This is a genomic window from Aeromonas sp. s8 (assembly GCF_040907785.1).
Lineage (GTDB): Bacteria > Pseudomonadota > Gammaproteobacteria > Enterobacterales > Aeromonadaceae > Aeromonas > Aeromonas veronii.
Genome location: NZ_JBFOCL010000040.1, coordinates 90,113 through 116,901, shown reverse-complemented (window position 1 = coordinate 116,901; position 26,789 = coordinate 90,113). Strand labels below are relative to the sequence as shown.

At 58.2% G+C, this 26,789-nt stretch carries 24 protein-coding genes and 1 pseudogene; 22 read left to right on the top strand and 3 right to left on the bottom strand.

Annotated features, from left to right (window positions below; translation table 11 throughout):
• Window positions 1-63: 63 nt before the first annotated feature.
• Entirely contained in the window at window positions 64-1,758 is a 1,695-nt protein-coding gene (locus AB5Y86_RS13350) for an NAD-dependent malic enzyme (RefSeq protein WP_368193038.1), read from the top strand.
• Between the two features lie 85 nt (window positions 1,759-1,843).
• Here AB5Y86_RS13350 and AB5Y86_RS13345 read toward each other — a convergent pair whose 3' ends face one another.
• Window positions 1,844-2,881 carry an OmpA family protein gene (locus AB5Y86_RS13345; protein ID WP_123173541.1) on the bottom strand — a complete coding sequence of 346 codons (1,038 nt, stop codon included), beginning with the start codon at window positions 2,879-2,881 and terminating at the stop codon, window positions 1,844-1,846.
• A gap of 559 nt (window positions 2,882-3,440) precedes the next feature.
• On the opposite strand from AB5Y86_RS13345, the gene AB5Y86_RS13340 reads away from it, so the two are divergent.
• From AB5Y86_RS13340 to AB5Y86_RS13320, 5 genes are all read left to right on the top strand, one after another.
• Window positions 3,441-4,679, top strand: a complete 1,239-nt coding sequence (locus AB5Y86_RS13340; protein ID WP_005334784.1) for a uracil-xanthine permease family protein — start codon at window positions 3,441-3,443, stop codon at window positions 4,677-4,679.
• Window positions 4,680-5,230: 551 nt separating this feature from the next.
• The gene (locus tag AB5Y86_RS13335; RefSeq protein WP_005334783.1) at window positions 5,231-5,962 is read left to right on the top strand and encodes an ABC transporter substrate-binding protein; all 732 of its coding nucleotides are present in this window, start codon (window positions 5,231-5,233) and stop codon (window positions 5,960-5,962) included.
• Between the two features lie 64 nt (window positions 5,963-6,026).
• Entirely contained in the window at window positions 6,027-7,553 is a 1,527-nt protein-coding gene (locus tag AB5Y86_RS13330) for a methyl-accepting chemotaxis protein (protein ID WP_043822455.1), read from the top strand.
• Between the two features lie 454 nt (window positions 7,554-8,007).
• Window positions 8,008-8,721 (top strand): transcriptional regulator, encoded by a 714-nt coding sequence (locus AB5Y86_RS13325; protein WP_368193037.1) that lies wholly within the window; start codon window positions 8,008-8,010, stop codon window positions 8,719-8,721.
• 10 nt (window positions 8,722-8,731) lie between these two features.
• Complete coding sequence (locus tag AB5Y86_RS13320) at window positions 8,732-9,250, top strand: hypothetical protein (RefSeq protein WP_088868743.1); 519 nt, start codon at window positions 8,732-8,734, stop codon at window positions 9,248-9,250.
• Here AB5Y86_RS13320 and AB5Y86_RS13315 read toward each other — a convergent pair.
• Window positions 9,240-9,650 carry an N-acetyltransferase family protein gene (locus AB5Y86_RS13315; RefSeq protein ID WP_368193036.1) on the bottom strand — a complete coding sequence of 137 codons (411 nt, stop codon included), beginning with the start codon at window positions 9,648-9,650 and terminating at the stop codon, window positions 9,240-9,242. The genes AB5Y86_RS13320 and AB5Y86_RS13315 overlap by 11 nt on opposite strands.
• A 160-nt stretch (window positions 9,651-9,810) precedes the next feature.
• Between AB5Y86_RS13315 and AB5Y86_RS13310 the strand changes: the two genes are divergently transcribed.
• The gene (locus tag AB5Y86_RS13310; RefSeq protein WP_157161186.1) at window positions 9,811-10,311 is read left to right on the top strand and encodes an SRPBCC domain-containing protein; all 501 of its coding nucleotides are present in this window, start codon (window positions 9,811-9,813) and stop codon (window positions 10,309-10,311) included.
• A 205-nt stretch (window positions 10,312-10,516) separates the two neighbouring features.
• Here AB5Y86_RS13310 and glk read toward each other — a convergent pair.
• A pseudogene (glk, locus tag AB5Y86_RS13305) lies at window positions 10,517-11,488 on the bottom strand (glucokinase); the annotation flags it as partial.
• A gap of 347 nt (window positions 11,489-11,835) precedes the next feature.
• On the opposite strand from glk, the gene AB5Y86_RS13300 reads away from it, so the two are divergent.
• The 15 genes from AB5Y86_RS13300 (at window position 11,836) to fliP (ending at window position 26,787) form a co-directional block, all read left to right on the top strand.
• Complete coding sequence (locus tag AB5Y86_RS13300; RefSeq protein WP_005334759.1) at window positions 11,836-12,690, top strand: MurR/RpiR family transcriptional regulator; 855 nt, start codon at window positions 11,836-11,838, stop codon at window positions 12,688-12,690.
• A gap of 163 nt (window positions 12,691-12,853) precedes the next feature.
• Entirely contained in the window at window positions 12,854-14,293 is a 1,440-nt protein-coding gene (gene pyk, locus AB5Y86_RS13295; RefSeq protein ID WP_005362071.1) for a pyruvate kinase, read from the top strand.
• A 213-nt stretch (window positions 14,294-14,506) separates the two neighbouring features.
• A complete protein-coding gene (locus AB5Y86_RS13290) occupies window positions 14,507-15,283 on the top strand; it encodes a hypothetical protein (protein ID WP_069555618.1) in 777 nt (258 codons plus the stop codon).
• A 179-nt stretch (window positions 15,284-15,462) separates the two neighbouring features.
• The gene (gene fliE, locus AB5Y86_RS13285; RefSeq protein ID WP_005353687.1) at window positions 15,463-15,780 is read left to right on the top strand and encodes a flagellar hook-basal body complex protein FliE; all 318 of its coding nucleotides are present in this window, start codon (window positions 15,463-15,465) and stop codon (window positions 15,778-15,780) included.
• Between the two features lie 62 nt (window positions 15,781-15,842).
• Entirely contained in the window at window positions 15,843-17,552 is a 1,710-nt protein-coding gene (gene fliF / locus AB5Y86_RS13280) for a flagellar basal-body MS-ring/collar protein FliF (RefSeq protein WP_005334750.1), read from the top strand.
• Entirely contained in the window at window positions 17,545-18,606 is a 1,062-nt protein-coding gene (fliG, locus tag AB5Y86_RS13275; protein WP_005334749.1) for a flagellar motor switch protein FliG, read from the top strand. Before fliF ends, fliG begins: the two co-directional genes overlap by 8 nt.
• Before the next feature lie 68 nt (window positions 18,607-18,674).
• Window positions 18,675-19,499, top strand: coding sequence for a flagellar assembly protein FliH (fliH, locus tag AB5Y86_RS13270; protein ID WP_368193035.1), 825 nt, complete (start codon window positions 18,675-18,677; stop codon window positions 19,497-19,499).
• A gap of 52 nt (window positions 19,500-19,551) precedes the next feature.
• Complete coding sequence (gene fliI, locus AB5Y86_RS13265; RefSeq protein ID WP_005334747.1) at window positions 19,552-20,883, top strand: flagellar protein export ATPase FliI; 1,332 nt, start codon at window positions 19,552-19,554, stop codon at window positions 20,881-20,883.
• A gap of 27 nt (window positions 20,884-20,910) precedes the next feature.
• Window positions 20,911-21,351: a flagellar export protein FliJ gene (gene fliJ, locus AB5Y86_RS13260; protein ID WP_368193034.1), complete on the top strand. Its 441-nt coding sequence runs from the start codon at window positions 20,911-20,913 to the stop codon at window positions 21,349-21,351.
• Between the two features lie 67 nt (window positions 21,352-21,418).
• On the top strand, window positions 21,419-23,557 hold the full coding sequence (locus tag AB5Y86_RS13255) for a flagellar hook-length control protein FliK (RefSeq protein ID WP_368193033.1): 2,139 nt from the start codon (window positions 21,419-21,421) through the stop codon (window positions 23,555-23,557).
• Window positions 23,558-23,614: 57 nt separating this feature from the next.
• On the top strand, window positions 23,615-24,130 hold the full coding sequence (fliL, locus tag AB5Y86_RS13250; protein ID WP_040065335.1) for a flagellar basal body-associated protein FliL: 516 nt from the start codon (window positions 23,615-23,617) through the stop codon (window positions 24,128-24,130).
• A gap of 7 nt (window positions 24,131-24,137) precedes the next feature.
• Complete coding sequence (gene fliM, locus AB5Y86_RS13245; RefSeq protein ID WP_005334736.1) at window positions 24,138-25,208, top strand: flagellar motor switch protein FliM; 1,071 nt, start codon at window positions 24,138-24,140, stop codon at window positions 25,206-25,208.
• A 49-nt stretch (window positions 25,209-25,257) separates the two neighbouring features.
• On the top strand, window positions 25,258-25,650 hold the full coding sequence (fliN, locus tag AB5Y86_RS13240; protein ID WP_005298791.1) for a flagellar motor switch protein FliN: 393 nt from the start codon (window positions 25,258-25,260) through the stop codon (window positions 25,648-25,650).
• Entirely contained in the window at window positions 25,647-26,027 is a 381-nt protein-coding gene (gene fliO, locus AB5Y86_RS13235) for a flagellar biosynthetic protein FliO (RefSeq protein WP_368193032.1), read from the top strand. Before fliN ends, fliO begins: the two co-directional genes overlap by 4 nt.
• Window positions 26,014-26,787 carry a flagellar type III secretion system pore protein FliP gene (fliP, locus tag AB5Y86_RS13230; RefSeq protein ID WP_064340920.1) on the top strand — a complete coding sequence of 258 codons (774 nt, stop codon included), beginning with the start codon at window positions 26,014-26,016 and terminating at the stop codon, window positions 26,785-26,787. The genes fliO and fliP overlap by 14 nt, the downstream gene beginning before the upstream one ends.
• Window positions 26,788-26,789 lie beyond the last annotated feature (2 nt).

Sequence of the window (26,789 nt, the reverse complement as noted above, 5' to 3'; positions counted from 1 at the left end):
TGAGACAAGCCCCTAGGATCGGCGGGTCCCTGCGTCTAGCTAACCGTTTAGGTACCAAGATCCATGTTTGAAGATAATAACCAGAAACGTCCTCTCTACATTCCCTACGCCGGTCCCGCCCTGCTGGAGACCCCTTTGCTCAACAAGGGCAGCGCCTTCACCAGCGAAGAGCGCAGTAACTTCAACCTCGAAGGTCTGTTGCCCCAGAATATCGAGACCATCGAAGAGCAGGCCGAGCGCGCCTATCGCCAGTTCATGGCGTTTGGCAACGACATGGACAAGCACATCTACCTGCGCAACATCCAGGATACCAACGAGACACTGTTCTACCGTCTGCTGCACAACCACCTGACCGAGATGCTGCCCATCATCTACACCCCGACCGTCGGTAAGGCGTGCGAGGAGTTCTCCAACATCTATCGCCGCGCCCGTGGCCTGTTTATCTCCTATCCGGACAAGGACAGGATCGATGACATGCTGCAAAACGCCACCAAGCAGAACGTCAAGGTGATCGTGGTGACCGATGGCGAGCGGATCCTGGGTCTGGGTGATCAGGGGATCGGCGGCATGGGCATTCCCATCGGCAAGCTTTCCCTCTACACCGCCTGTGGTGGCATTTCGCCCGCTTACTGCCTGCCGGTAGTGCTGGATGTCGGCACCAACAACCAGCAACTGCTGAATGACCCCTTCTATATGGGGTGGCGCCATCCGCGTATCTCGGGGGATGAGTACGCCGAGTTTGTCGATGCCTTCATTCAGGCGGTCAAGCGCCGCTGGCCCGACATCCTGCTGCAGTTCGAGGATTTCGCCCAGAACAACGCCATGCCACTGCTCAACCGCTACAAGAACGAGCTCTGCTGCTTCAACGACGATATTCAGGGTACTGCTGCCGTGACACTGGGCAGCCTCATCGCCGCATGCAAGGCTTCCGGCGCCAAGCTCTCCGAGAAGCGGGTTGCCTTCCTCGGTGCGGGCAGCGCCGGTTGCGGTATCGCCGAGCAGATCGTGGCACAGATGAAGGCCGAGGGGCTGACCGATGCCCAGGCCCGCAGCCGTGTCTTTATGGTGGACCGCTTTGGTCTTATCACCGACAAGATCCCCAACCAGCTCGACTTCCAGCGCCGTCTCTCCCAACCGGTGGAGCGCATCGCCGACTGGCCGGTGGGTGACAACATCTCCCTGCTGGAGGTGATGGAGCACGGTCGCCCGGACATCCTGATCGGGGTATCCGGTCAGCCGGGGCTGTTCACCGAAGAGGTGGTCAAGACCATGCACAAGCACTGTACCCGTCCCATCATCTTCCCGCTCTCCAACCCCACCTCCCGGGTCGAGGCGACGCCGGCTGACCTCATCCGCTGGACCGACGGTCAGGCGCTGGTGGCCACCGGCAGTCCGTTTGCACCGGTGGAGCACAAGGGCAAGCGCTACGTCATCGCCCAGTGCAACAACTCCTTCATCTTCCCGGGGATCGGTTTGGGTGTTATCGCCTCCGGCGCCACCCGGGTGACCGACGCCATGCTGATGTCGGCCAGTCGCGCGCTGGCGGAGTGTTCACCGCTGGTGAAAGGGGAGGAGGGCTCCCTGCTGCCGGATCTGGCGGATATCCATCAGGTCTCCCGCTACATCGCCAAGATGGTGGCCAAGACCGCCATGCTGCAGGGCAAGGCGGTGCAGACCCCGGACGAGGTGATCGATCAGGCCATCGACGCCAACTTCTGGCATCCGGAATATCGCCGCTACCGCCGCACCTCGTTCTGATTTCTGCGGGAAGTGGCAAAGCAAAAGGGATGCCTCGGCATCCCTTTTTACTGCACGTCTGACATGGTTATCGCCTCAAGATGAACTACTCGCTGCCGCCCTGTACGCCGGTGACACGCACCTCTACCCGGCGATCCGGCCCAAGGCAGTCGATGAGCGCCGCCTTAGCCTTGATGGCATCACACTGGTTGCCGGTGACCGGATTACTCGCGCCATTGCCCTGGATGCTCACCTTGTCGGCAGGCAATCCCTTGCTGATCAGAAAGTCGGCAACGGTTTGCGCCCGAGCTTCTGACAACCGCTGATTGTTGGCATCCGAACCGATACGGTCGGTATAACCCATCACGACTGCACTGCCATCCTTGGGCTGCACGTCGACGATCTGCTGGTAGAGATCGTCCAGCGCACTCATCCCCTCCTGTTTGAGGTCCGCTTTGCCAAAGGCGAACAGCACATCGGAACTGAGGTTAAAGGTCTGATCCACCACCTCCGGTTCGGCCGGTGGCGGGGGAACCACGACCGGGGCGGGCGTGGGGGCTGCTTCTTTGGGTTGGCTGCGGTTCGGGTGGATCACCAGCTCCAGCGTGGCGGTGCTGATGTCGCTGACCCAGCGCTGGGTGCCGCTGTTGGCTTTGCCGTTATCCGGATCATCGCCAACGCGCACTATGTAACGGTAGCGTGCCTGCAGATCGACCCAGTCATGGAGCCGGGCCGTCACTCCCAGACCCGCCAGCGGCGCCAGGTTGTCGTCCCCGCCATTGACCGACTCGACGTGATAGATATAGCCACCGCCCTCGGCAAAGAGCGAGAACATCTCGCTGAGCGGCAGGCGGCCAATGACTGACAGCGTGGCTCCCTTGCTGTTGAAGTCATGGCCGCTGATATCCCAGTCACCGGTGGAGAGATAGCCAATCTCGGCCCCCAGGTTTTCCGTGAAGTTGTAGCCGCCAAACAGGGAGAGCGCAGTCGCATCCTTGCCGACATCCTGACTGAAATCATTCAGATTGTGGGCAATGGCCCAGCCACCGCCAACCCCGGCATACCAGTCGTGAACCGGTTCCGCTTGTGCGCCTGTGCTCGCCAATGCCAGTGCAATCCACACAGGTTTTACTCTTATGTTCATCGCGTATCCTCGTCGATGTTTGGTGTAGTGGGGTTGCCTGCTGGTCAAACCCCACACTTATGTATAGGTGACGGGCTGTTTTTAACCACCAAAGAGGTATGGGGGGCGACACGCCGTGAACCATGGCGCGAGACGGGAAGAGGAAGGGGGCAATAGAGGGTTACAAGGTGGGTGAAATAAGCGGCAAGAAAAAGGAGGCCAGGTGGCCTCCTTGTTATGTCGGATGTGTCCTGGTATTGGTTGCCAGATAGTGAGCGTGTCAGCATCGGGGTCAAGTCCCCGCCGTTTTCTTCATTTAGCGCACAAAACATCACCCTGTTGAATGGGGTTTCAATAAACCGGTCAGAAAAACGATTGGCGTTCGTCACAATAATGCGTAAAATCGCATACTCGATGCTTGTAGCAACGAATCCTGCCTAAAAAGCCAGTTTCATGCCCTTCCCAAGCAGTAAAAGGTAACAGGTGACGCATTTGTGTTCATTTCGTGCCTTGAAAAAGTCTTGTGATAACTGAAAAGTGATAAATATCCCCATCAGTTATCAAATAATTAAGGACATCCATGTTTTCCTTAGTCAAGCAAAGTGTCGCCGGGCTGCAAATCCTGTTTGTCGCCTTCGGTGCCATGGTTCTGGTGCCTCTGCTCACCGGGTTGAACCCCTCCATGGCCCTGCTTGGTGCCGGTGTGGGCACCCTGTTGTTCCAGCTCTGCACCCGCCGCCAGGTTCCGATTTTCCTCGGTTCCAGCTTTGCCTTCATCGCCCCCATCATCTACGCCACCCAGACCTGGGGATTGCCATCCACCATGTTTGGCCTGTTTGCCGCCGGTTTCATGTATTTCATTCTGGCTGCGTTGATCCGGGCAAAAGGGATGGGGTTTGTGCACAAATTGCTGCCCCCGGTGGTGATTGGCCCGGTGATCATGGTGATCGGTCTTTCTGTGGCGCAGGTTGCCTGCAACATGGCGATGGGCCGTGCCGGTAGTGAGCAGGTAGTACCTGCGGGGACTGCGCTGACGCTGGCCGGTATCTCGCTGGCGGTCACCCTGATTGCAGCTGTGTTCTGCAAGGGGTGGATCAAGCTGATCCCCATCCTGTGCGGCGTGATTGCCGGTTATGTCTCGGCGGTCTTCATGGGCCAGGTGAGTTTCGATGGCATGGTGAACGCCCCCTGGTTGGCGCTGCCCCACTTCGAAACCCCGGAGATCAACTGGGCTGCTGCGTTGTTCATGTTGCCGGTAGCCATCGCCCCCTGTATCGAGCATATCGGTGGCGTGTTGGCGATTGGTGGCGTGACTGGCAAGGATTACACCAAGGATCCGGGTTTGCACCGTACGCTGGCCGGTGACGGCATCGGCGTCTGCTTCGCCGGTTTCATCGGTGGCCCACCCGTGACCACCTACGCCGAAGTGACCGGTGCCGTGATGATCACTCGCAACTTCAATCCGGTCACCATGACCTGGGCAGCCGTGTTTGCCATCATTCTGGCCTTCTTCGGCAAGTTCAATGCGCTGCTTACCTCCATCCCGATGCCGGTGATGGGCGGTATCATGCTGCTGCTGTTTGGATCCATCGCTGCCATCGGTCTCAAGACGCTGGTGGAATCCAAGGTGGATCTGGGGCTGTCACGCAATATCGCCATCGTCGCCGTGACTCTGACCGTCGGTGTCGGTGCGCTGGAGATGAAGATTGGCGACTTCGCGCTGGCCGGTGTTGGCCTGGCTTCTGTTGCCGCCATCCTGCTCAACCTGATCCTGCCTGCGCACTCCGAAGAGGGTGTGATGGACGCGGCCAAGGATTGAGTTTCACCAGACGTTCATTGTTGATTTGGAGAAGGCCACCTCGCGGTGGCCTTCTCATTTTCGGGTATCTAGCGCCACTTTGTGGCTCGACGGAGCTCATCTGGAATCTAATTTGGAAGCAGATGAGGGGGTTAGCATTCTCATTTGACGTATCTCTTTTCGTGACCTTAGCTAAAGGACAGGTTTGGCTCTGAGGTCTTCTCGAGCAGTATGGGAAAATGGATGTTGGCGTTTTATATCATTTCTCTCCCAGACCCCTGTCATAAAACGATGCGCTTCTTCTTTGCCACGGCGCTGTTGTATGGCAGAGGCTTATCCGCCCCACTCCGCACACCCCTTATGCTGCCCTGGCATGTTTCCACCTCGATTTGGTGTGAGCCTCCCTCGCCGGTTGCGTTTCGTTACGCACAGGCAAAATCCGGATCTGTTTGCTGCTGCACATGGGTGGGCGGCGAGCCGTGAAAGCCGGCATGACCCCAGCGGGTCAAACGTGCACCGCCATCGGTAACGGCGGATGTTCAGGGATGAATGGCAAGCAAAGCGAGGTTGCAATGAACTATCAACTGCTGTGGAAAAGTGCAATTTTTTCAGTCTCTTCCATGATGGCGATAAGCGCTGTTCAGGCTGCGCCACTGAATGTGATGACCGAGGATTACCCGCCATTCAACATGCAGGGAGAGGGGGGCAAGATTGTCGGGCTGTCGACCGAGGTGGTCGAAGAGCTGTTCAAGCGTGCTGGGGTCGAATACAAACTGACCCTGATGCCCTGGAAACGGGCGTACGAAGATACCCTCGGTACTCCCAATACCGCCCTCTACTCCACGACCCGCACTCCGGAACGGGAAGCACTGTTCAAGTGGGTAGGGCCGCTGGTCAATAACAACTGGGTGTTTTTCTCCAGTTCGACCGCCAATATCACGGTCAAGTCGCTGGAAGATGCCAAGCAGTATTCGGTGGGTGGCTATAACGGTGATGCGGCCGCCGAATATCTCAAGGCCCAGGGATTTGCCAAGTTGCAGCTTGCGGCCAACGATACCGCCAACGTGAAGAAACTGGAGGCCGGCCGCATCGATCTTTGGGCAACCGGCCAGTATCTGGCGCCCTATCTGGCCAGCAAGGAGAAGGTGGCCTCACCCAAGCCGGTCTTCGTGTTCAAGGAAACCCAGATGAGCTTGGCGTTTAACAAGGATACGCCCGATGAGCTCATCACCAAGCTCAACGAGATCCTCGCTGCCATGAAGGCGGATGGCACCATCGACAAGATCAATGCCAAGTACCAGTAACAGTACCAATAGCAAGTGCCGCTCAATGGCACTGCGCCGGCTGCCGTAAAACCGGGAGGAAACCATGGATTGGAAAAGTCTGACGTTCAGGATTGCCGTGTTGACCTCCTTGTCGGTGAGTCTGCTACTGGTGTTGTTTGGCGCTTACAACTACAACGCGGTCAGGGCGGAGAGCTACAGCAAACAGAGTGCGCTGGTCGAACAGGCCATCGGCCGGCTGCAGCTCTCCCTGCCCGGCCCGCTGTGGAATTATGAATCGGCCTTCATCGAGGCATCGCTCAAGTCCGAGCTGGCGGCCGATATCCTGAGTGCTTTGCTGGTGGTCAACAAGGACAAGCTGGTTGCCGGGTTTGCCCGTGACACGGCGGGGAGCATTGCCCCCGTGACAGCCATGCCTGCCGATACCGCTGCCTATGGGGGATATGATCTGGTCTATGACGACAGCGGCCAGAAAAACACCGTGGCTCGATTGCTGGTGCAAACCAGTGATGCCGCCATTCAGGCCCAACTGCGCCAGCAGTTGATCACCACCGTCTGGCAGATCCTGGTGCTCGATCTCTGCATCATCGCCCTGTTGATGGTGCTGATTCATCGCAATGTGCTCAGGCCGCTTCACCAGATGAATCAGGCGGTGTTCGATCTGGCCAAAGGAGAGGGGGATCTGACCCGGCGTCTGAAGATCAGCCGTCAGGATGAGATGGGCGCGCTGGCCACCAACATCAACCACTTTATTGCCAAGTTGCAGGAGATGGTGGCGGAGATCAACGAGCTCTCTGCCGGTGTGTTGCAAACCGCCGAACTCTGTGACTCCCTCTCGGCAGATACCCGGGTAGGCAGTGACGCCCAGCAATCCGAGTTGGATCAAGTCGCCACCGCCATCACCGAAATGAGTCAGGCTGTGCAGGAAGTGGCTGGCAATGCGGTGAAAACCTCTGGCGCCACCGATGAGGCCAACCTCTATGTGGAGCAGGGTTACAATCTGGCGGGCCATGCCAATGAGGCCATCCATCAACTGGTGGGGGAGGTGGAGCGGGTCGCCACCCTGATGCGCACCCTTTCGACCGAAAGCAGCAGCATTGGCACCATCATCGAGGTGATCAACGGAATTGCCGAGCAGACCAATTTGCTTGCCCTCAACGCGGCCATCGAGGCGGCGCGGGCGGGTGATCAGGGACGCGGTTTTGCGGTGGTGGCGGATGAGGTACGCACCTTGTCGGGCCGTACTCGCCAGTCGACGGAGGAGATAAGCGCCAGTATCAAGCGGTTGCAGCAAGCGACCCAGAATGTCGGTGCCGGCATGCAACAGAGTCAGGAGAAGGCATCCCGCGCCGGCATCGAGGCGGCAGATGTGCAGACATCGGTGGAGAAGATTAAAAATCAGGTCAGCCTGATCCGCGAGATGAACATGTATATCGCCCAGGCATCGGAAGAACAACACTCGGTGGCAGAGGCGGTCAGCCACAGCGTCAACCGGATTGCGACGCTCAACAGCGAGAGTGCGGCCAGAGTGGCAAAGGTTGCCGAGGCCAGCAGCGATCTGCGGCAGCTGTCGGCCCAACTCGACACCCTCCTCAAGCAGTTTCGGGTCTAGTCAGTTCACTTCGCCCCGTTGGATCATCCTGCGGGGCAGGCCAGTTCCCATTATTTTGAGGCGCTGCGAGATGTCGTGAGGGGCAAGGGGCCTTGTCCTGCAGCGCTTTTCGTCATGCCCATGTCACTGTTCAGCTGAGATTGGCGTGACCGCGATACGCGAAACTCGCAGCATCATGCTCTGCCCGATACGCAGTTCGACAGCGCTGGACGCATATTTTCATTTTCCCCGCTCATGCCTGCTTGCATCTATTGTGCCGCTGATCTCGACCCTTTAGAATTTCGTTTAATTACAGCGAGTCCTGAGCCGCCATCTGGCTTTATCAGGTGTGGAATCCCATCTTCTTCATGATGAATGCAAATAACAGGTGGTTGGTATGACGGGTGTTGCGCCAGGCAATAACATATCAGCCTATCACTTCGGTGATTATGTCTTTGATGTCAAAAGGCGAGAGTTGATCTTCTGTGCCGACAAGGACAACTTGCAAAGCGCCCGGGTGGTGCGCTTGTCATCGGCAGAGAGCCTCATTTTCAGCTATCTGCTCGATCACCATGACGAGGTGTGCGACAAGGATCTGTTGCTCGATATCGGCTGGTTGGGTCGCCCCATCAGCCCCAACTCCCTGAACGTGGCCATCGCCAATATTCGCCGCCACTTCGCCTCATCCCCCCAGACGCTGGATATCAGAAGTACCCCGAAAAAAGGGTACTCCCTGCATCTTAACTGCAAGATGAAGAGCTATTACGGCAAGGCACTGCCAGCAGAGAGTGAGCCCTTGCCCGAGCCGATGAGCGTGCCCACGCCTGCAGCGGCTGCGCAGCCACCGTCGACATCACCAAGCTCCGACCACGAGGTCATCAAAGAGCCTGCAGCTCCCCGTTCTTTTGGTGAGCGCGCCAAAATTGCCTTTCTCAGCGGTATCGGGCGGCCAATGCTGGCAAGGGGCCTGATGTACGTCAATCTGCTACTGGTTGTGCTGGTGGCGTTTGTCGCCAGCTATCTCCATTTCGAGTGGCTCCATGTGCACTGCACCGACTCGCCGACCGGCGTTGTTTGCCAGATGGAGGCACGGAGCGACGTGCCACAAGTCAAACCAGCATCGCTGGTGCTTGTCTCCGGCCACCAGGTTCGCGTGCTTTCCTATAAAGAGCTCGAAAAAACGCTGTAAGGGATCTCTGATGAAACGAACGCTGAAAAATACCTTGCTGCTGTTGCCACTGCTTGTCGTGCTGCTGTTTGTGGTCGGGATGTTTATCAACAGTCTGGGCTGCCATTACGACCTGAAAATGTCGGCCAATGGAGTCAACTATCACGGGGTGTGCCGCTGGGGCAAAATCACCGTGATCGAAGAGGAGGAGGCGACCAGGGAGAAGTGGCGAGTGACCGGTTTTCAACTTACTTTCTTCAACCAGCTTGTTTACCTCATCGACAGTCGCACCCAACTGCACGAATCGGGTAACGATGACTCCTACCTCAATGAGTACAACCTGATCCAGTCGCAATATGCGCTGGTCAACTATGCCTGGGTGCCACTGACAGAAAACAAGGTGGCGATCTTCCAGCGCGATCCGGTGCATGAGGTCGTGATTGCCCAGCGAGATGGCTGGTTCGATCTCTACCGCTGGTTCTTCCCCCCGGCACCGCTGGTACCTGTTCAGCCGCAAAACGCAGGTGCCGGGCGTCCCGCTAGCTTCTAAGCAACTTGCACCAGGGGCCGGTGAGGCCTGTCTCATCACTCTTTTGCCAGCCCAGCCGATGGTAGAAGGCTACTGCCGCCGTGTTGCGGGTCGCAACCTTGAGCGAGCCGTGCGGCGAATCAGCGAGGCCCCGCTCCAGCAGGGCGCGCCCTATCCCCTGACCGTGCCAGTCGCTTGACACATAGAGGTGATGGATGAAGTGATCGGGTTGCCAGATGGCGATAAAGCCGCAAATATTGCCCCCCTGTTCGGCCACCCACACCTGTTCACCTTTGGTCTGCACTTCGAAATCCTCGAGTTGGAAACGGGCGGGATCGACCCAGTGAAAAGTGTGGCGGCGACTCTTTAAAAACAGCCGGGCCAGTTGGGGAATATCGTGTTCTTCCATGAGCCGGATCATGATGCCCTCCCGGATCAAGCCAATGTTCATTGAGGCAGCTGCACAGCGGCAGGTTAATCGATGCAAATGACAAGGGTGTGATTAAGCACTGTCCATTGTATTTGCCATGGGGCTATACTGCCGGAGTCCCTTGTATGGATGGCTTGAGGATCGCTGATTTATGGACAATAAACTGATTGAAGGCAACATTTTTGTTCCGGCGCACATAGACGATGTCTGGCACGCCTGGACTACCGAAAGCGGTCTGCGCAGTTTTCTGGCTCCCGAATGTTTGATGGTGGCCGAACCGAATGGTCCTTTCGAGATCTACTTCAGGCCTGATGCCCCGCTGGGTGAACGTGGCAGCGAAGGGTGCCGGGTCATGGCCGTCATGCCCTATGACTTGCTCAGTTTCAGCTGGAATTTCCCGCCCAGCCTGCCCCATATCCGCCAGCAAAAGACCCAGGTTTGCTTGCGATTCCTGCCGGAAGGGCAGGGCACTCGCCTCTACTTCCTCCAGAGCGGTTGGGCCAATGATCCGGATTGGGATCAGGGTTATGCCTATTTTCGGGAAGAGTGGCTGGAGACCAGCCTGCCACGGTTGCAGTACCGTTTTACCCACGGTCCCATCGACTGGAACAATCCGCCAGACAAGGCGCAGTTGAAGGCGCTGGCCCAGTAATCCCGGATATCAGACATAAAAAAAACCGGCCAAAAGGCCGGTTGAAACAGTTCAGGCTTGTCAGGTGACAAACGTATCCAGCGGATGAGAGTCGCTTTCCACTCCTTGTGAAGCACAACACTCTTGGTTACGTGCGGCCACTTTATGCCATTCACACTGAATCGAGGCTGAACCATGGATGATCCCGCCTCGTTCCCCTCTTCAATCAGATTGTGATCCCCATCGACTGGCGCAAGTAAGCGCCTGCACCGAGCAGCCCCGGCCCTTCATGGGTGATCAGAAACACCGGGATCTCCTTGAGGTAGGACTTGAAGCGCCCCTTGTCTTCAAAGGCGACCCGGAAACCGGAACCGGTAAAGAACTCCTGGAAGCGCGGCACTATGCCACCTGCTATATAGACGCCGCCAAAGGTGCCCATATTGAGGGCCAGATTGCCGGCAAAGCGGCCCATCAGTACGCAGAACAGGCTCAGGGTGCGACGGCAATCGAGGCACTCCCCGGCCAGTGCGCGCTCGGTAATGTCTTTGGGGGCAAACGGTTCGGGCTCACGGCCATCGGATTTCACCAGCCCGCGATAGAGATTGACCAGACCCGGGCCGGAGAGGAACCGCTCTGCCGAGACATGGCCCAATTCGCCTCGCATTACTTGCAGCACCGCATCTTCCTCTTCGGTGTTGGCAGCAAAATCCACATGACCACCTTCACCCGGCAGGCTCAGCCACTGCTCACCCGCCTTGACCAGATGGGCGACCCCAAGGCCGGTGCCCGCACCATAGATGGCGATGGGCTTGCCAGCCACCGGCGCGGCGCCGCCCAGCTGGATGCGATCCGATTCAGCCAATACCGGCACCGCCATCGAGACCGCAGTAAAGTCGTTGATCACTTGCAGGCGTGCCAGCCCGAGATTGCTCTGCATCTCGCTGATGGAGAACTCCCAGCTGTGGTTGGTCATGGCAACCCAGTCACCGTTGATGGGGCAGGCGATGGCGATGCAGGCTTCAGCCACCTGTACCTTGTGTTCCTCCAGATAGAGGCGTACCACGGCTTCAAGGCTGGGATGGGCCAGACCTGAGTAGGTCTTTGCCTGAGAGATAGTTCCGGTGGCCAGCTCACACAGGGCCAGACGCGCATTGGTGCCGCCGACATCGCCGACCAGCGCATGGGTATGCTGCATAACAACTCCTTCGTTACAGGATGGGGACGACTCTGGTGTCCCGAGATTATTGTTGGATTATGACGGCCCATTCTATCCGAGCTCAGGCTTGCTCACCCGCCGGATCGATACAAACGTGCGCCTGCTCACAGTGTTGTTGCTTTGCAACATTTGTAAGCGCTTTCATGGCTAGGTGACGTTTTGTAACGAAAAGTACGAAATAATTAGAGATGAGTCATACTTTGTATGGCAGGCGTTAGTTGCCATAACCGCTTGTCTTGTATAGTCCTTAGCTTGAATGGAAACTTGCTTAGCCGTAGATTGAGTGCAAAGACACTGAAGCTAAATTACAAAAACGCCTGGTGGTGATGATGAATACCCTTGATAAAATTACGAACAACTTGGAAAGTTTCAGTAAATCAGAACGCAAGGTTGCCGAGGTGATCCTGGCGTCTCCCCAGACCGCCATCCACTCCAGCATCGCCGCTCTGGCCAAGATGGCCGACGTCAGTGAACCGACCGTCAACCGCTTTTGCCGCCGTCTCGATACCAAGGGCTTTCCTGATTTCAAACTCCATCTGGCCCAGAGCTTGGCCAATGGCACCCCTTACGTAAATCGTCATGTGGAAGCGGAAGATGGGCCCGATACCTACACCGCCAAGATTTTCGAATCCACCATGGCCTGTCTGGATGCCGCCAAAAACAGCCTGGATATCTCCGCTATCAACCGCTGCGTCGATATCCTGACCCAGTCCAAGAAGATCAGCTTCTTCGGCCTTGGCGCCTCCTCCGCCGTTGCCCGCGATGCCCAGAACAAATTCTTTCGCTTCAACATTCCGGTAGTGAGCTTTGACGATATCGTCATGATGCGCATGAGCTGCATCAACAGCAGCGAAGGGGATGTAGTGGTGCTGATCTCCCACACCGGTCGCACCAAGGCGCTGGTCGAAATCGCCGCGCTGGCTCGCGAGAACGACGCCACCGTGATCGGCATGACCGCCAAGGACTCCCCGCTGGCCCGCGAGTGCAATCTGGTGCTCTCCATGGATGTGCCGGAAGATACCGATGTCTATATGCCGATGGCATCCCGCATCGCCCAGCTGGCGCTGGTGGATGTGCTGGCGACCGGTTTTACCCTGCGCCGGGGGATGAAATTTCGTGAAAATCTGAAGAAAGTAAAAGAGGGATTGCGCGAATCCCGCTTCGAAACCCCGCACTCTTCCTGAACCGTCGGGGGCTCCGGCCCCCGACTGTCTATGCCACCCACCTTGGTGTAGTATTGTAATTTAATAACAAAAACCACCCAGATGGTTTGCAAACGGGTGCATCGAGCCATGGGCTTGATGGGGCAGAATCTCAAGTCATATCAACTTCATATTGGAGTCTTTCATGCCTAGACGTACAAAGATTGTAACCACACTCGGTCCGGCTACTGACCGCGAAGGGATCCTCGAAGGGATCATCCGCGCCGGGGCCGACATGGTGCGGATGAACTTCTCTCACGGCACTGCTGAAGACCATATCCTGCGCGCCAATCAGGTGCGTGACATTGCTGCCAAGCTCGGTCGTCACGTCGCCATCATGGGTGATCTGCAAGGCCCGAAAATCCGTGTTTCCACTTTCAAGGATGGCAAAATCTATCTGGCCATCGGTGACAAGTTCATTCTCGACGCGGCACTCGGCAAGGGTGAAGGTTGTCAGGAGCAGGTCGGTATCGACTACAAGAGCCTGCCAGACGATGTGGTGCAGGGCGACATCCTGCTGCTGGACGATGGTCGTGTGCAGCTGAAGGTCGAGCAGGTTGAAGGCACCCGCATTCACACCACGGTGACCGTGGCCGGGCCGCTCTCCAACAACAAGGGCATCAACAAGAAAGGGGGCGGTCTCTCCGCTCCGGCCCTGACCGAGAAAGACAAGGAAGACATCAAGACCGCTGCCCGCATGAATGTGGACTATCTGGCTGTCTCCTTCCCGCGCTGTGGCGATGATCTGCGTTACGCCCGCGAGCTGGCCCGCGAAGCCGGTTCCAATGCCAAGATCGTGGCCAAGGTTGAGCGTGCCGAAACCGTCGCCACCGATGAGGCGATGGAAGACATCATCCTCGGTTCCGATGCTGTGATGGTCGCCCGTGGCGATCTGGGTGTCGAGATCGGTGACCCCGAGCTGGTTGGCGTACAGAAGAAGTTGATCCGCCACTCCCGTCGCCTGAACCGCGTGGTGATCACCGCTACCCAGATGATGGAGTCGATGATCAATGCGCCACTGCCGACTCGTGCAGAGGTCATGGACGTGGCCAACGCCGTGCTGGATGGTACAGATGCGGTGATGCTCTCAGCCGAGACCGCCGCAGGGCAATTCCCCATCGAGACCGTGACCTCCATGGCGAGCGTCTGTGTCGGTGCCGAGAAGCACCCGAGCCTGAACGTCTCCAACCACCGCATGAGCTACACCTTCACCTCGGTAGAAGAGGCGGTGGCCATGTCCACCATGTATGCGGCCAACCACCTGGAAGGGGTCAAGGCGATCGTGGCACTGACCGAGTCCGGCACCACGCCGCTGCTGATGTCCCGTATCAGCTCCGGTCTGCCGATCTTCGCCATGTCTCCCCACAACAAGACCCTGGCTTGGACCAATCTCTACCGTGGCGTTACCCCAGTGATGTTTGACGGTGACGAGACCAAACCGGTCTACGAAGTGTGCCGCGATGCGCTGGCCGTGCTCAAGGAGAAGGGGCTGCTGCAGAGCGGCGACATGGTGCTGCTGACTCACGGTGACAAGATGGAAACCGTGGGTAGTACCAACACCTGCAAGGTGATGATGGTCGAATAAGCCCGTCCGGTTTTACTGTGCTTAACAAGGCTGCTCCTCTTTGATGAGCAGCCTTTTTGTTAACCGCTGTTAGGCTGTAGCGGGATAAACAGGACTCAATGATTGCTTAACTGGATTCCCCTTCCGATAATGCGGGAGTGATTTTCAGCGGGTAGCCTGTTGTAGGTGATCGTCCCAGGTAACCCAGACACTCGACAATACGGGAGTGAAAAAATGAACAAGCGTAACTGGTTGCTGGCCTTGTCACTGAGTCTGGCCTTCTCACCCTGTTATGCCGACTGGGCCAAGCTCAAGGCCGCAGCGTCCGATCTGGGAGCGGCAGTGAGCGAGACCAGCAAGGAGGTGTGGCAGGATGTCAGCGATTTTTCCAAAAAGAGCTGGGCTTCCATCTCGGCCTGGGGGGAGGATGCCTTCAATACCGCCGGGGTCTGGACCGACAAGAGCATCGCGACCGGCAAGGAGTGGCTGAAGGCGGCCGACAAGGAGCTCAACGAGATGCTCAACCCCAAGACGGCGAAAGAGGCGAGGATCGCGCTCAATACCATGGCCGACACTGCGCTGATCCGGTTGTTCAACGAGCAGCCATCAGCCAAGTTATTGTTTGACAAGGCTTATGGCTATGCAGTGTTCGATTCGCGCAAGTTCTCCCTGATGCTGCATACCAATCAGGGGGCCGGGGTGGCGGTCAATCGCAAAACCGGCAAGCACACCTATATGAAGATGTTTGGTGCGGGTCTGGCGGCCGGGATTGGTGGCAAGTTCTATCAGCAGGTGATCCTGTTTGAAGACAAGGCCAGATTCGATGCTTTCGTGACCCAGGGGTGGGAGGCTACTTCCGAAGTGGGCGTGGTGGCTGGCAAGGAGAGCGCCGAGTTGACCGCCAAATATAATGGCGGCATGGCCATCTACCAGATTGGCGAGAAGGGTTTGCTGCTCGATGCCAATATCTCCGGCTCCAAGTACTGGATTGACAAGGACTTGACTCAATAAGGTGACCCGCCTCTGCCGGTTACGTACCAAGGTTCCACTACCGGCAGTAGCGCTCGCTTTTTACACATCTTATCCTGCTGATGACCCCGCAATACCCCTTGCCTGGCATGAGTTTTATCTGATTGGCACTCTAATTGCTTGTTGCATGCCAGCGTCAATGATTTGTCTGGGGATGGAAAATGGAAATTAGTGCAAGCAGCCTGATGCAAGAGATGCAGGCGCTCAAGATCGAAGCAGGCGCAACGCCGCTGGCACAACCCGGTCGTCAGGTAACCTCCGACTTTGGTCTGCTGCTGCAACAGGCGCTTGGCAACGTCAACGAGCTGCAAGGGGCCGCCAATGATCTGCGCACCCGTTTCGATATGGGCGACAAGTCGGTGGATCTGGCCGAAGTGATGATCGCGGGCCAAAAATCCTCCATCGCCTTTGAAGCCACGGTACAGGTGCGCAACAAGATGGTCGATGCCTACAAGACCATCATGAACATGCCGGTATAAGCGACGCCAATAAACCATGACGACTGAACATCATGAACATGTCAGCAATAAGGACATAAATCGTGGCTACTGACCAAAACGGCGATCTGCTGATAAACGATGAGGGCACCGCCGCCCTCGATGAAAATGAGCAGAAGAGTTCGGCGCTGGGCTTCCTGTCCAACACCGATGTGCTGCGGCAAATCACCCTGATCTTGGGGCTTGCCATCTGTCTGGCCATTGCGGTGTTTATCCTGCTGTGGGGCAAGGAGCCGGACATGCGTCCCCTCGGCACCTACACCACCCAGGAGCTGGTGAAGACTCTCGACTTCCTCGATCAGCAGAAGATCCCCTACGAGGTGGATGGCAAGAGCGTGCTGGTCAACGCCGAAAGCTACCCCACTATCCAGCTGGCCCTGACCCGTGCCGGTCTTGCCAATGCTACCGATAGCAACATCGGTGGTGAAGATATCCTGCTCAAAGATTCCAGTTTCGGCGTCAGCCAGCGGATGGAGAGCGAACGTCTGAAGCTGAGCCGCGAGCGCCAGCTGGCGAGCGCCATCGAGCAGTTCCAGAATGTGGCCAAGGCCCAGGTGCTGCTGGCTATCCCGAAAGACAACGTGTTTGCCCGCAACGAACGCAAACCCAGTGCCACCGTGGTGCTCAACCTGAAAGGGGCGGCGCTGGGGCAGGGGGAGGTGGACTCCATCGTCGATATGGTTGCCTCTGCCGTGCACGGTCTCGAGCCGACCCGCGTCACCGTCACCGACCAGAATGGCCGTCTGCTCAACTCCGGCTCGCAAGACCCGATCTCGGCCCAGACTCGCAAAGAGTTTGCCATGCAGCAGAAGCAGGAGCTGGAGTACAAACAAAAAATTGACGCCATCCTGATCCCGGTGCTGGGGGCCGACAACTATACGGCGGAAGTGGATCTCTCCCTCGACTTCTCCCAGCAGGAGCAGACCCGCAAGACTTACAACCCGGATCTGCCTGCAGTGCGCTCCGAAATGACCATGGAAGAGAACAGCGCCAGCGGCAGCAACGGTGGTGTGCCTGGCGCCCTCTCCAACCAACCCCCTGCTGCCTCCAATATTCCCGAGGAGGCGACCGGTGGTGATGGTGCCAGCGCTGCCGCTTCGGGCCGTTCCCGCAAAGAGGCGACCCGCAACTTCGAACTGGATACCACCGTCAGCCATACCCGTCGCCAGATGGGAGGCATTCGCCGCATGACCGTCTCGGTTGCCGTGGATTACAAAGCGGTACCCGGTGCCGACGGGGCCGTGACTCGTGAGGCGCGCACCCAGGCAGAACTCGATACATTGCGTCGTTTGCTGAGTGGTGGCCTTGGCTTTGATGTGACCCGTGGTGATACCCTTGAGGTGGTCGCGATTCCGTTCAATCGCCCAGAGCTGGATACCGTGGCTGAAGTGCCGCTCTACGATCAGCCCTGGTTCTGGCGTGCGGTGCGGATTGCCGCCTCGGTACTGGTGATCATCGTCTTGATCGTCACCGTGGTTCGCCCCATGCTCAAGCGACTGCTCTACCCGGATGCCAAACCGGAAGGGGAAGTGGATTTCGACAACCACACCGTACTGGGTGGCGACGACGAGTTGAGCCTGCTGTCAGCACAAGTCGAGAACGATCAGGTATTTGGTGTACGCGATGGCCAGCTGAAACTGCCGGATCTGCACCGTGATGAAGACTTGCTCAAGGCGGTACGTGCGCTGGTGGCGAACGAGCCGGATCTGGCCGCTCAGGTCATTAAAGAATGGGTAACGAACAAAGATGCCTGAAGAAAAGAAGAGTCAAGTCACCGGCAATGACATCACCGACAGTCAGCGCCAGATCCTCGACCAGATGTCGGGGATGGAGATGGCTGCGGTGCTGATGCTGAGCCTCAATGAAGAGGATGCCGCCCAGATCTTCCGTCATCTCGAGCCCAAGCAGGTGCAGCGGCTCGGTATGTCGATGGCCTCCATGTCTGACTTCAGTCACGATCGGGTGGCGGCGGTGCACCGTCAATTCATCGACGATATCCAGAAGTACACCAACATCGGTATCGGCAGCGAAGACTTCGTGCGCAAGGCGTTGGTGGCGGCCCTTGGCGAGGACAAGGCGAGCAATCTGGTGGACCAGATCATTCTCGGTTCCGGCGCCCGTGGCCTCGATTCGCTCAAGTGGATGGATGCCCGTCAGGTGGCCAGCATCATCCAGAACGAACACCCGCAGATCCAGACTATCGTGCTCTCCTATCTGGAGCCGGAGCAATCCGCCGAGATCCTGAGCCAGTTCCCGGAGCAGGTGCGCCTCGATCTGGTGATGCGTATCGCCAACCTCGAAGAGGTACAACCGGCGGCATTGCAAGAGCTGAACGACATCATGGAGAAACAGTTCGCCGGTGCGGCCGGTGCCCAGGCAGCCAAGATGGGCGGCCTGAAGGCAGCCGCCAACATCATGAACTATCTGGATACCAATATCGAAGGCCAGCTGATGGACTCCATCCGCGAGTCGGACGAAGAGATGAGCCAGCAGATCCAGGATTTGATGTTCGTGTTCGAAAACCTCATCGATGTGGACGATCGCGGCATCCAGACCATGCTGCGGGAAGTGCCGGGGGATCTGCTGCAACGTGCCCTCAAGGGCTCCGACGATCAGATGCGCGAGAAGATCTTCAAGAACATGTCCAAACGGGCGGCCGAAATGCTGGCGGACGATCTGGAGGCCATGGGGCCGATCCGGGTCTCAGAAGTGGAAGCGGCCCAGAAAGAGATCCTCTCCATCGCCCGTCGTCTGGCGGATGCCGGCGAAATCATGCTGGGTGCCGGTGGCGGTGAGGAGTTCCTCTAAGCCATGGCCCATAAACAGAATTGCGATGACAAGCCCGCATCAGGCAGTGGTGAGGAGCCGCGCAAAGCATGAACAACAAACTGCGTGGTTATGTGCGCCCCGAGGGCGATGATGCCCGGGTTGAGACTTGGGGCTGGCCCGAGATGGAGGTCGAGGTAGAGGCGGGAGCGCCTACCAATGCTCTTGGCCTGGCCCCTGACTGGTATCAGCAGGAAGAGGAGGTGGTGGAGCCGGAGCCCGAACAGGAGCCGGCCCCCAGCATCACCGCCGAAGAGCTTGAAGCGATCCGTCAGGCCGCCTGGGAAGAGGGGATGGCCGAGGGGCGCGAGTCCGGTTATGCCAAGGGGATGGAAGAGGGCAAGCTGGAAGGATTGCAACAGGGCCACTCTGCCGGTCTCGAACAGGGGCGCGAGGAGGGGCTGGCCATGGGGCGCGAGCTGGTGGAGCAGGAGATCGCCCACTGGCAGGGGCTCGCCGCCCGCCTTGCCAATCCGCTTAACGAGCTGGATCAGGCGGTGGAGCAGCAGCTGGTCTCGCTGGTGATGCAACTGGCCCGCGCGCTTATTCGTCACGAAGCGGAGACCTCTCCTCGTATTTTGCTGGAGGCGCTCAAAGAGGGGCTGGCCTTGCTGCCCGCCGCCGAGCAGGGGGTGACTCTGATGTTGCATCCCGACGATATAGCGCGAATCGAACAGGCATTTGGCGCCGAAGAGTGCGCCAAGCGCCACTGGCGATTGCAGAGCGATCCCACCCTCTCCCCCGGCGATCTGCAACTGGCGACCGAGCTCTCCAGCATCGATTTGACCCTCTCCGCGCGCATCGATCAGTTGCTGCGCAACTTCTTGCGGGATAATGCGTCGCAGAAACCGGCTTCGCCGGACTCACGCCCATAACCGATGCTGGACGTTGCCGTCCGGCTGCACTTTTTAGCTCTCAGGAGGCCAGATGAGCGGCTCGCTATTGAACCGGTTGCAAGGGTACAAGGTACGCGACAGCGCCCCCAAACCGCCGGTCGCCGGCAAATTGACCCGGGTGGTGGGGCTGACCCTCGAAGCCATCGGCTGCCGTGCCGCCATCGGTGCCCTCTGCCGCATCGATACCCTTGATGGGACGCTGGAGGCTGAAGTGGTCGGTTTTTCTGGCGATCGCCTTTATCTGATGCCGAGCGAGCAGCTCAAGGGGGTGATCCCCGGTGCCCGGGTGGTGCCCATCACCGAAGAGCACGGCATTCCGGTTGGGATGAACCTGCTTGGTCGGGTCATCGATGGCATTGGTCAGCCACTCGATGGGCTCGGTCCCATTCTCTCCTCCCAGACCGTGCAGTTTGCCCAGCATCGCATCAATCCGCTCTCTCGCCGCCCGATCCATCAGCCGATGGACGTGGGGGTGCGTGCCATCAACGCCGTGCTGACGGTGGGTCAGGGCCAGCGGATGGGGCTGTTTGCCGGTTCCGGTGTCGGTAAATCCGTGCTGCTTGGCATGATGACCCGTGGCTCGGTGGCGGATGTGGTGGTGGTCGGCCTCATCGGTGAACGAGGCCGGGAAGTTAAAGAGTTTATCGAAGACATTCTGGGAGAGGAGGGCCGTGCTCGCTCCGTGGTGGTAGCGGCTCCCGCCGACGCCTCGCCGCTGATGCGGCTCAAGGGGTGTGAAACGGCGCTGGCCATTGCAGAATATTTCCGCGATCAGGGGCTTAATGTGCTGCTTTTGATGGACTCCCTCACCCGTTACGCTCAGGCCCAGCGGGAAATCGCGCTGGCGGTGGGCGAGCCGCCGGCGACCAAGGGTTATCCGCCCTCGGTATTTGCCAAATTACCGGCGCTGGTGGAGCGGGCGGGTAACGGCAGTGACGGCCAGGGCTCCATCACGGCATTCTTCACCGTACTGACCGAGGGGGATGACCTGCAAGATCCCATTGCCGATGCGGCGCGGGCGATCCTCGATGGCCACATAGTGCTGTCGCGCGAGCTGGCCGATGCGGGCCACTATCCGGCCATCGATATCGAGAAGTCCATCAGCCGGGTCATGCCCATGGTCACTTCGCCGGAACATATGGATTTGGCGCGCACCCTCAAGCAGTTCTACTCCCTCTATCAGCAGAACCGGGATCTCATCACCATCGGTGCCTATAGTCAGGGTTCCGATCCGCGCATTGACCGCGCCATCATTCAAAAACCTTATCTGGATCAGTTCTTGCAGCAGGGGATGCGCGAGGTCATTCACTACGATGATGGCCTGCAAGCCTTGCAGATGGTGGCGATGCCATTGATGCGCTGATGATGGTCGGTAACAGAGAGGTCGACGATGAGTAAAGGGTTGGTATTGTTGGCCGATCGGCTGGTGGAGGCGGAGCAGCAGTGTGCGCTGGCACTGGTGAAGGCGCAGCAGGATCTCAAGCTGTTCATGGATCAGCAAAATGCCCTCAACCAGTACCGCCAGATCTATCACCAGCAGTGGACCGATCGCGGCCTGCAGGGGATTTCACCCCAGCAAAACACCCAGTATCACTCCTTTATCAACAAGCTCGAACAGGCAGCGACCCAGCAGTACGAAGGGGTGTTGCAGGTGCGTCAGGCGCTAGAACAGCGCCGTGAAGAGTGGCTGGCAGCCCAGCAGCGGCGCAAGGCGGTAGAGCTGTTGCTGGAGAAGCAAGCGAGCCGCGAGCGGCAGAAAGCCCAGCGTCAGGAGCAGAAGATGCTGGATGAGTACGCCATGTTGCGACGATTTCATCAATCTGGCCTGTAACTTGCTTTGATATGGACATTGTCGGCGGCCATCTCTTTGGGGGCCACCAGAATTCAGGGATCCCATCATGATGCAGACACTGTTGACACAAACGCCTTCGGCTCCGGCCAACGGGTTGGACAAAACGCCTCTGAGCGGTTCCGTCGAGAGCAAAAGTATCGATGGGGGAACCGGTAGCGACAGCAAGGGTGATTTCGCCACCCTGATTGCCAAGGCCCGGAACAGCGAACAGGGCGCCGCCGAGGCCACTCAGGGCGGTAACCATGTTCGATCAGCCAAATCTTTGGCGACCGAAAGCGCCTCTCCCAAAGAGGAGACCAGCAAGGAGCAGGATCCTGACGCCGACAACAAGGTGGAGGAGGTCCCTGCCACCGACTTTCTGCTGCGCCTGCAAGACTCCCTCAAGCTCGATACCTCGCTAGTGACTCCCCAGCCGGCGGTGGCGGCCCAACAGAGCGCCACTGCGGTAGACGGCAATCCGTTGCCGCAAGAGGGTGAGCAGGAGGGGATTGCACTTGATGAAGGCAAGCAGACTCCTGCCGCTGCCAGAATTGCCAGCCAGCTTGCCGGTCAGACCGGGGCGCAGTCGCCGCTGGCGACGACCGCCAATTCGACTCTTGATCCCACGGTATCGTCCTCAGCGGCGCGAGTGGTGGCTAAGGGCGATGCCTCTGCTGCCGTTCTCTCATCTGAAGGTGAAGATGCCGCCACTACTGCAGATGGGCAGGCCGGGAATAAAGCCTCTGCCAAGGGCGAAACCCTCGGGGCAGATGGCAAGCACACCAAGCCCCTCACGGGGGCAGAGCGAATGGCCCAGCTGGCCAAGGTGTTGCCGGTCGATGAGTCGACAAGCACTGCCAAATCCGCTGAGTCTCTCGCTGCAAACGAGGCTGGCGACAGCAAATCCGATCTCGCCGCCAGCAATGCTTTGACTAACAAGGGGCAGGCGACGCAAGCCACAACTCAGGGGGCTGCGCTCAAGGCTTTCAGCGAGGGGCTTTCAGCTACCGTAGAGGGGCATGATGGTCATAAAAGTGCGGGCAATAGCAGGGCTAAGGGGAATCAGATTGACGAATTGCTTACCGTTAAACAGGAAGAGCGATTAACAGAGAAAAAGAAGGGCGACAGCAAATCCGACACCACCGCCAGCAATGCTGTGATTAACAAGGGGCAGGCGACGCAAGCCGCGACTCAGGGGGCCGTCCTCAAGGCCTTCAATGAGGGGCTCAAGCAGCCTGAGGCTGGCACAGCTACAGCCACGGCTGAGGGCAGTGGTGCAACTGGCAAGGGGGCAGAAAAGGGTGCCGCTGAGGGTAGCCAGCAGCCAGCCACCGCCGCTAATCAAGGTTCGGCGCCCGTGGCGACGGCGCAAAGTGCCGCAGCCCAGAGCAGCGTAACGACAAATGCGACGACTCCAACCGATAGTGCTGCCGCCCCCGTGATGGTGGCGCCGCAGCAGGTGTTGGCACAGGCTGAATCTCAGGGGCCGCAAGCGCCGTTGTCGACCATTTCAGCCGGCATCAAGCAGATGGAAGTGACCGGCACCGACGAGGTGCGCAAAGCGGTTTCGCTTGAGGTAAAACCGAAGGCCGGTGAGGCGGAGAAGAGCCTGGTTGCGACGACATCTAGCAGTGAGAGCAGCCCGAGCCAGACCGTTCAGCATGGCCAGAACAGCCAGACTCAGCCACAGGTAGCCGATAGCCGGGCGCCCGCCGCTGAGACGACGCTGCGCCGTGAGCCGCAGAATTTACCCCATTTGAAACTGGCCAGCCAGGAAGCGCCTGCCGAATTGCACCAGAAGGTCAATGTGATGCTGGCCGAAAAACTGCAACAGGCGGAAATTCAGCTCGACCCCCTCGGCCTTGGCAAGATGAAGATCCAGATCCAGATGGGGGCCGACAGCCAGGCCAACGTCCATTTTGTGGTACAACATGGACAGACCCGCGAGATGCTGGAGCAGGCGATGCCCCGGCTGCGTGACATGCTGGCAGGGCAGGGGATCCAGCTTGGTCAGACGCAGGTGCAGCAGCAGTCGCAACAACAGCAGCAACAGGGCCAGCCCACTTTTAACGGGCAGGGTCAGCAGGGGCAGAGTAGTGGTCAGCCGCGGTCCGGTAACGGGCTGGTTGAAGGGGAACTCACCACTTCCAACCCCAGTTTGCTGGTGGAATCGACAAACGGTTCCGGAATTGATTTCTATGCTTGATGCAATCCCGAGTAAGTTTATGATATCGAACAAGTTTGAGACTAGGGTGGACAAGGGATGGCTGACGATAACGAGTTGACGCTAAAAGACCCGGCTGCGGGCAAGAAAAAGAAGCTGATCATTATCATTGCCCTGGCGGTTATTTTGCTGGGCGGTGGTGGTGTTGGCGCCTTCCTGATGCTCTCCGGCTCCGATAAACCGCCTGCTGAAGCGGCGGAAGGTGCCGAGGCCACACCCAAGGAGGAAGCGCCTAAACCTTCCCTCTATGTCGGTATGCCACGCCCCTTTGTCTTCAACGTCGCAGGTGCCCAGCGAGATAGACTGGTGCAGATCAAGATCCAGCTGATGGTGCGCGGTACCGCCGACGAGACGCTGGCCAAACAGAATATCCCCCTGATTGAAGGCACCTTGCTGCGGGTATTCAGCGCAGCCAGTGCCGAACAGCTGATGACCTTTGAAGGCAAGGAGAAGCTGCGCAAGGATTCACTGGAAGAGTGCCGTCGGGTGCTCAAGGACCTGGTCTCTTCCCCCGTTATCGAACAAGTGCTGTTTACCGGCTTTGTAATGCAGTAGGTGAAGCGTGAGCGATCTGTTAAGTCAGGACGAAATTGATGCCCTCTTGCACGGTGTCGATGATGTCGAAGAGGAAGAGATAGGCGGCGCTGGAGACCCCGGCGTAGCCCAGTTTGACTTCTCCTCCCAAGACCGCATCGTCCGTGGTCGCATGCCGACGCTGGAGCTGGTGAATGAACGTTTCGCCCGCCATATGCGGATCAGCCTGTTCAACATGATGCGTCGTACCGCCGAGGTCTCCATCAACGGCGTGCAGATGCTCAAGTTTGGCGAGTATGTTCATACCCTGTTTGTGCCGACCAGTCTCAACATGGTGCGCTTCCGCCCGCTCAAGGGGACGGCGCTCATCACCATGGAGGCCCGACTGGTCTTCATCCTGGTAGAGAACTTCTTCGGTGGCGATGGCCGTTATCACGCCAAGATTGAAGGGCGCGAATTTACCCCGACCGAACGGCGCATTATCCAGATGCTGCTCAAACTGGTGTTTGAGGATTACAAGGATGCCTGGGCGCCGGTGATGGACGTGGGGTTCGAGTATCTCGACTCCGAAGTGAACCCGGCGATGGCCAACATCGTCAGCCCGACCGAGGTGATCGTGGTCAGCTCGTTCCACATCGAGCTCGATGGTGGCGGCGGCGACTTCCACGTGGCGATGCCCTACTCCATGCTGGAGCCGATCCGCGAGCTGTTGGACGCCGGTGTGCAGAGTGACAAGGGGGATACCGACGTACGCTGGAGCAAGGCGCTGCGTGACGAGATCATGGACGTCAAGGTGGAGCTGCGGGCCAAGCTGCTGGAGACCGAACTCACCCTGCGTGAACTGATGGAGCTGAGACCCGGTGATATCATTCCGGTCGATATGCCGGAAAATCTGCTGGTTTTTGTCGAGGACTTGCCCACTTTCCACGCCAAGATGGGCCGCACCAAGGATAATGTGGCGCTCAAGATCACCGACAAGCTCAAACGTCCGGAAGGGGTCAAGACGGAGATGCATCTGGTGACCCGGGGCGGGGTACGAATTGATGGCGAGGCCGAGCTGGAAGAGCTCGAGCGCAGTATCGAAGATCAACAGCGATAATTGACGGTTTATTACGGTAAACGGTCACGAAGTAGCATAAGGAAACAAGATGAGCGGAACTGAGGAAGAGGATCTGATGGCTGATGCCTGGGCTGCGGCTCTTGAGGAGCAGGTGACGGCGGAAGCCAAGCCAGCCCCGCTGGAAGAGTTGAAAGATGATGCCCCCATCAGTGCCGAGGAGCGTCGCAAGCTCGACACCATTCTCGATATTCCGGTCACTATCGCCATGGAGGTGGGCCGCAGCCAGATCAGCATCCGCAACCTGTTGCAGCTGAACCAGGGCTCGGTGGTGGAGCTGGATCGGGTTGCTGGCGAGCCGCTGGACGTATTGGTTAACGGCACCCTGATCGCTCACGGCGAGGTGGTGGTGGTGAACGACAAGTTCGGTATCCGCCTGACTGACGTCATCAGCCAGATTGAACGGATCAAGAAGCTTAAATGATGCGCCTCCTGTTGTTATTGATGCCTGTTCCGGCCTTTGCCGAGACAGGGGCATCTGCCAACGTGCCTAGCCTGAGCTCCTGGTTGCTCTCCAGTCTGATGGTGATTGGTCTCATTCTGGTGCTGGGCTTTCTGCTCAAGAAGAGCAAGCTGGCAACCGCCATGGGGGGCGGCCAGATGCGGGTCATCGCCTCGTTGCCGGTGGGTTACAAAGAGAAGCTGCTGGTGGTCAAGGTGGGCGAACAGCAACTGCTGGTCGGCGTAACACCGCAGCAGGTCAACTTTCTCTACCGGCTGGAGGAGCCGCTGGACGAAAACCAGCCGCAGGCGTTTTCCCAGCAGCTTGGCAAATTGATGGGCAAGCATGAAAAAAGCTAACGGCTTATGGCTGAAAACGGGGCTGCTGGTCAGCCTGCTGATACCACTGTTTTGCTCCTGGCCTACGCTGGCACAGGACGCCATGTCGGCGGTGACCGTCAAGACCATGGGGGATGGCTCTCAGGAGTACAGCCTGACCCTGCAAGTGCTGGCGCTGATGACCGCGCTCTCCTTCTTGCCGGCCATGGTGATCATGATGACCTCGTTTACCCGCATCATTGTGGTGTTGGGTATCTTGCGCCAGGCGATCGGTCTGCAACAGAGTCCCTCCAACCAGGTGTTGATCGGCATCGCCCTGTTTATGTCGTTCTTCATCATGTCGCCGGTGCTGGATCGCATCAATGATGAGGCGTTGCAGCCCTATCTGGCCGAGACCATTCAGGCAAAGGAGGCGCTGGAGCGGGCCGAGTTGCCCATCCACCAGTTCATGCTGGCCCAGACCCGGATCAAGGATCTCAATACCTTTATGGAGATCGCCAACGTGCAGGTGGAGAAACCTGCCGATGTGCCGCTACGAGTGTTGATCCCGGCGTTTGTCACCAGCGAGCTGAAAACCGCATTCCAGATTGGTTTTATGCTGTTCCTGCCGTTCCTGGTCATCGATCTGGTGGTCGCCAGTATCCTGATGGCGATGGGGATGATGATGCTCTCGCCGATGATCGTCTCGCTGCCCTTCAAGCTGATGCTGTTTGTGATGGTGGATGGCTGGAACCTCATTTTGGGGTCACTGGCCAACAGTTTCGGACTGGGTGCCGGTTAGCC

Bases quoted from the DNA above. Each gene is read 5' to 3' on its own strand.
- AB5Y86_RS13255 (WP_368193033.1), top strand. From the start codon at position 21,419: ATGATGCAGACACTGTTGACACAAACGCCTTCGGCTCCGGCCAACGGG.
- pyk (WP_005362071.1), top strand. From the start codon at position 12,854: ATGCCTAGACGTACAAAGATTGTAACCACACTCGGTCCGGCTACTGAC.
- AB5Y86_RS13290 (WP_069555618.1), top strand. From the start codon at position 14,507: ATGAACAAGCGTAACTGGTTGCTGGCCTTGTCACTGAGTCTGGCCTTC.
- AB5Y86_RS13315 (WP_368193036.1), bottom strand. From the start codon at position 9,650: ATGATCCGGCTCATGGAAGAACACGATATTCCCCAACTGGCCCGGCTG.
- fliE (WP_005353687.1), top strand. From the start codon at position 15,463: ATGGAAATTAGTGCAAGCAGCCTGATGCAAGAGATGCAGGCGCTCAAG.
- fliO (WP_368193032.1), top strand. From the start codon at position 25,647: ATGATGCGCCTCCTGTTGTTATTGATGCCTGTTCCGGCCTTTGCCGAG.
- fliP (WP_064340920.1), top strand. From the start codon at position 26,014: ATGAAAAAAGCTAACGGCTTATGGCTGAAAACGGGGCTGCTGGTCAGC.
- fliJ (WP_368193034.1), top strand. From the start codon at position 20,911: ATGAGTAAAGGGTTGGTATTGTTGGCCGATCGGCTGGTGGAGGCGGAG.
- fliG (WP_005334749.1), top strand. From the start codon at position 17,545: ATGCCTGAAGAAAAGAAGAGTCAAGTCACCGGCAATGACATCACCGAC.
- AB5Y86_RS13320 (WP_088868743.1), top strand. From the start codon at position 8,732: ATGAAACGAACGCTGAAAAATACCTTGCTGCTGTTGCCACTGCTTGTC.
- AB5Y86_RS13345 (WP_123173541.1), bottom strand. From the start codon at position 2,881: ATGAACATAAGAGTAAAACCTGTGTGGATTGCACTGGCATTGGCGAGC.
- AB5Y86_RS13340 (WP_005334784.1), top strand. From the start codon at position 3,441: ATGTTTTCCTTAGTCAAGCAAAGTGTCGCCGGGCTGCAAATCCTGTTT.
- fliH (WP_368193035.1), top strand. From the start codon at position 18,675: ATGAACAACAAACTGCGTGGTTATGTGCGCCCCGAGGGCGATGATGCC.
- AB5Y86_RS13350 (WP_368193038.1), top strand. From the start codon at position 64: ATGTTTGAAGATAATAACCAGAAACGTCCTCTCTACATTCCCTACGCC.
- fliN (WP_005298791.1), top strand. From the start codon at position 25,258: ATGAGCGGAACTGAGGAAGAGGATCTGATGGCTGATGCCTGGGCTGCG.
- AB5Y86_RS13300 (WP_005334759.1), top strand. From the start codon at position 11,836: ATGAATACCCTTGATAAAATTACGAACAACTTGGAAAGTTTCAGTAAA.
- AB5Y86_RS13310 (WP_157161186.1), top strand. From the start codon at position 9,811: ATGGACAATAAACTGATTGAAGGCAACATTTTTGTTCCGGCGCACATA.
- fliI (WP_005334747.1), top strand. From the start codon at position 19,552: ATGAGCGGCTCGCTATTGAACCGGTTGCAAGGGTACAAGGTACGCGAC.
- AB5Y86_RS13335 (WP_005334783.1), top strand. From the start codon at position 5,231: ATGAACTATCAACTGCTGTGGAAAAGTGCAATTTTTTCAGTCTCTTCC.
- fliL (WP_040065335.1), top strand. From the start codon at position 23,615: ATGGCTGACGATAACGAGTTGACGCTAAAAGACCCGGCTGCGGGCAAG.
- AB5Y86_RS13330 (WP_043822455.1), top strand. From the start codon at position 6,027: ATGGATTGGAAAAGTCTGACGTTCAGGATTGCCGTGTTGACCTCCTTG.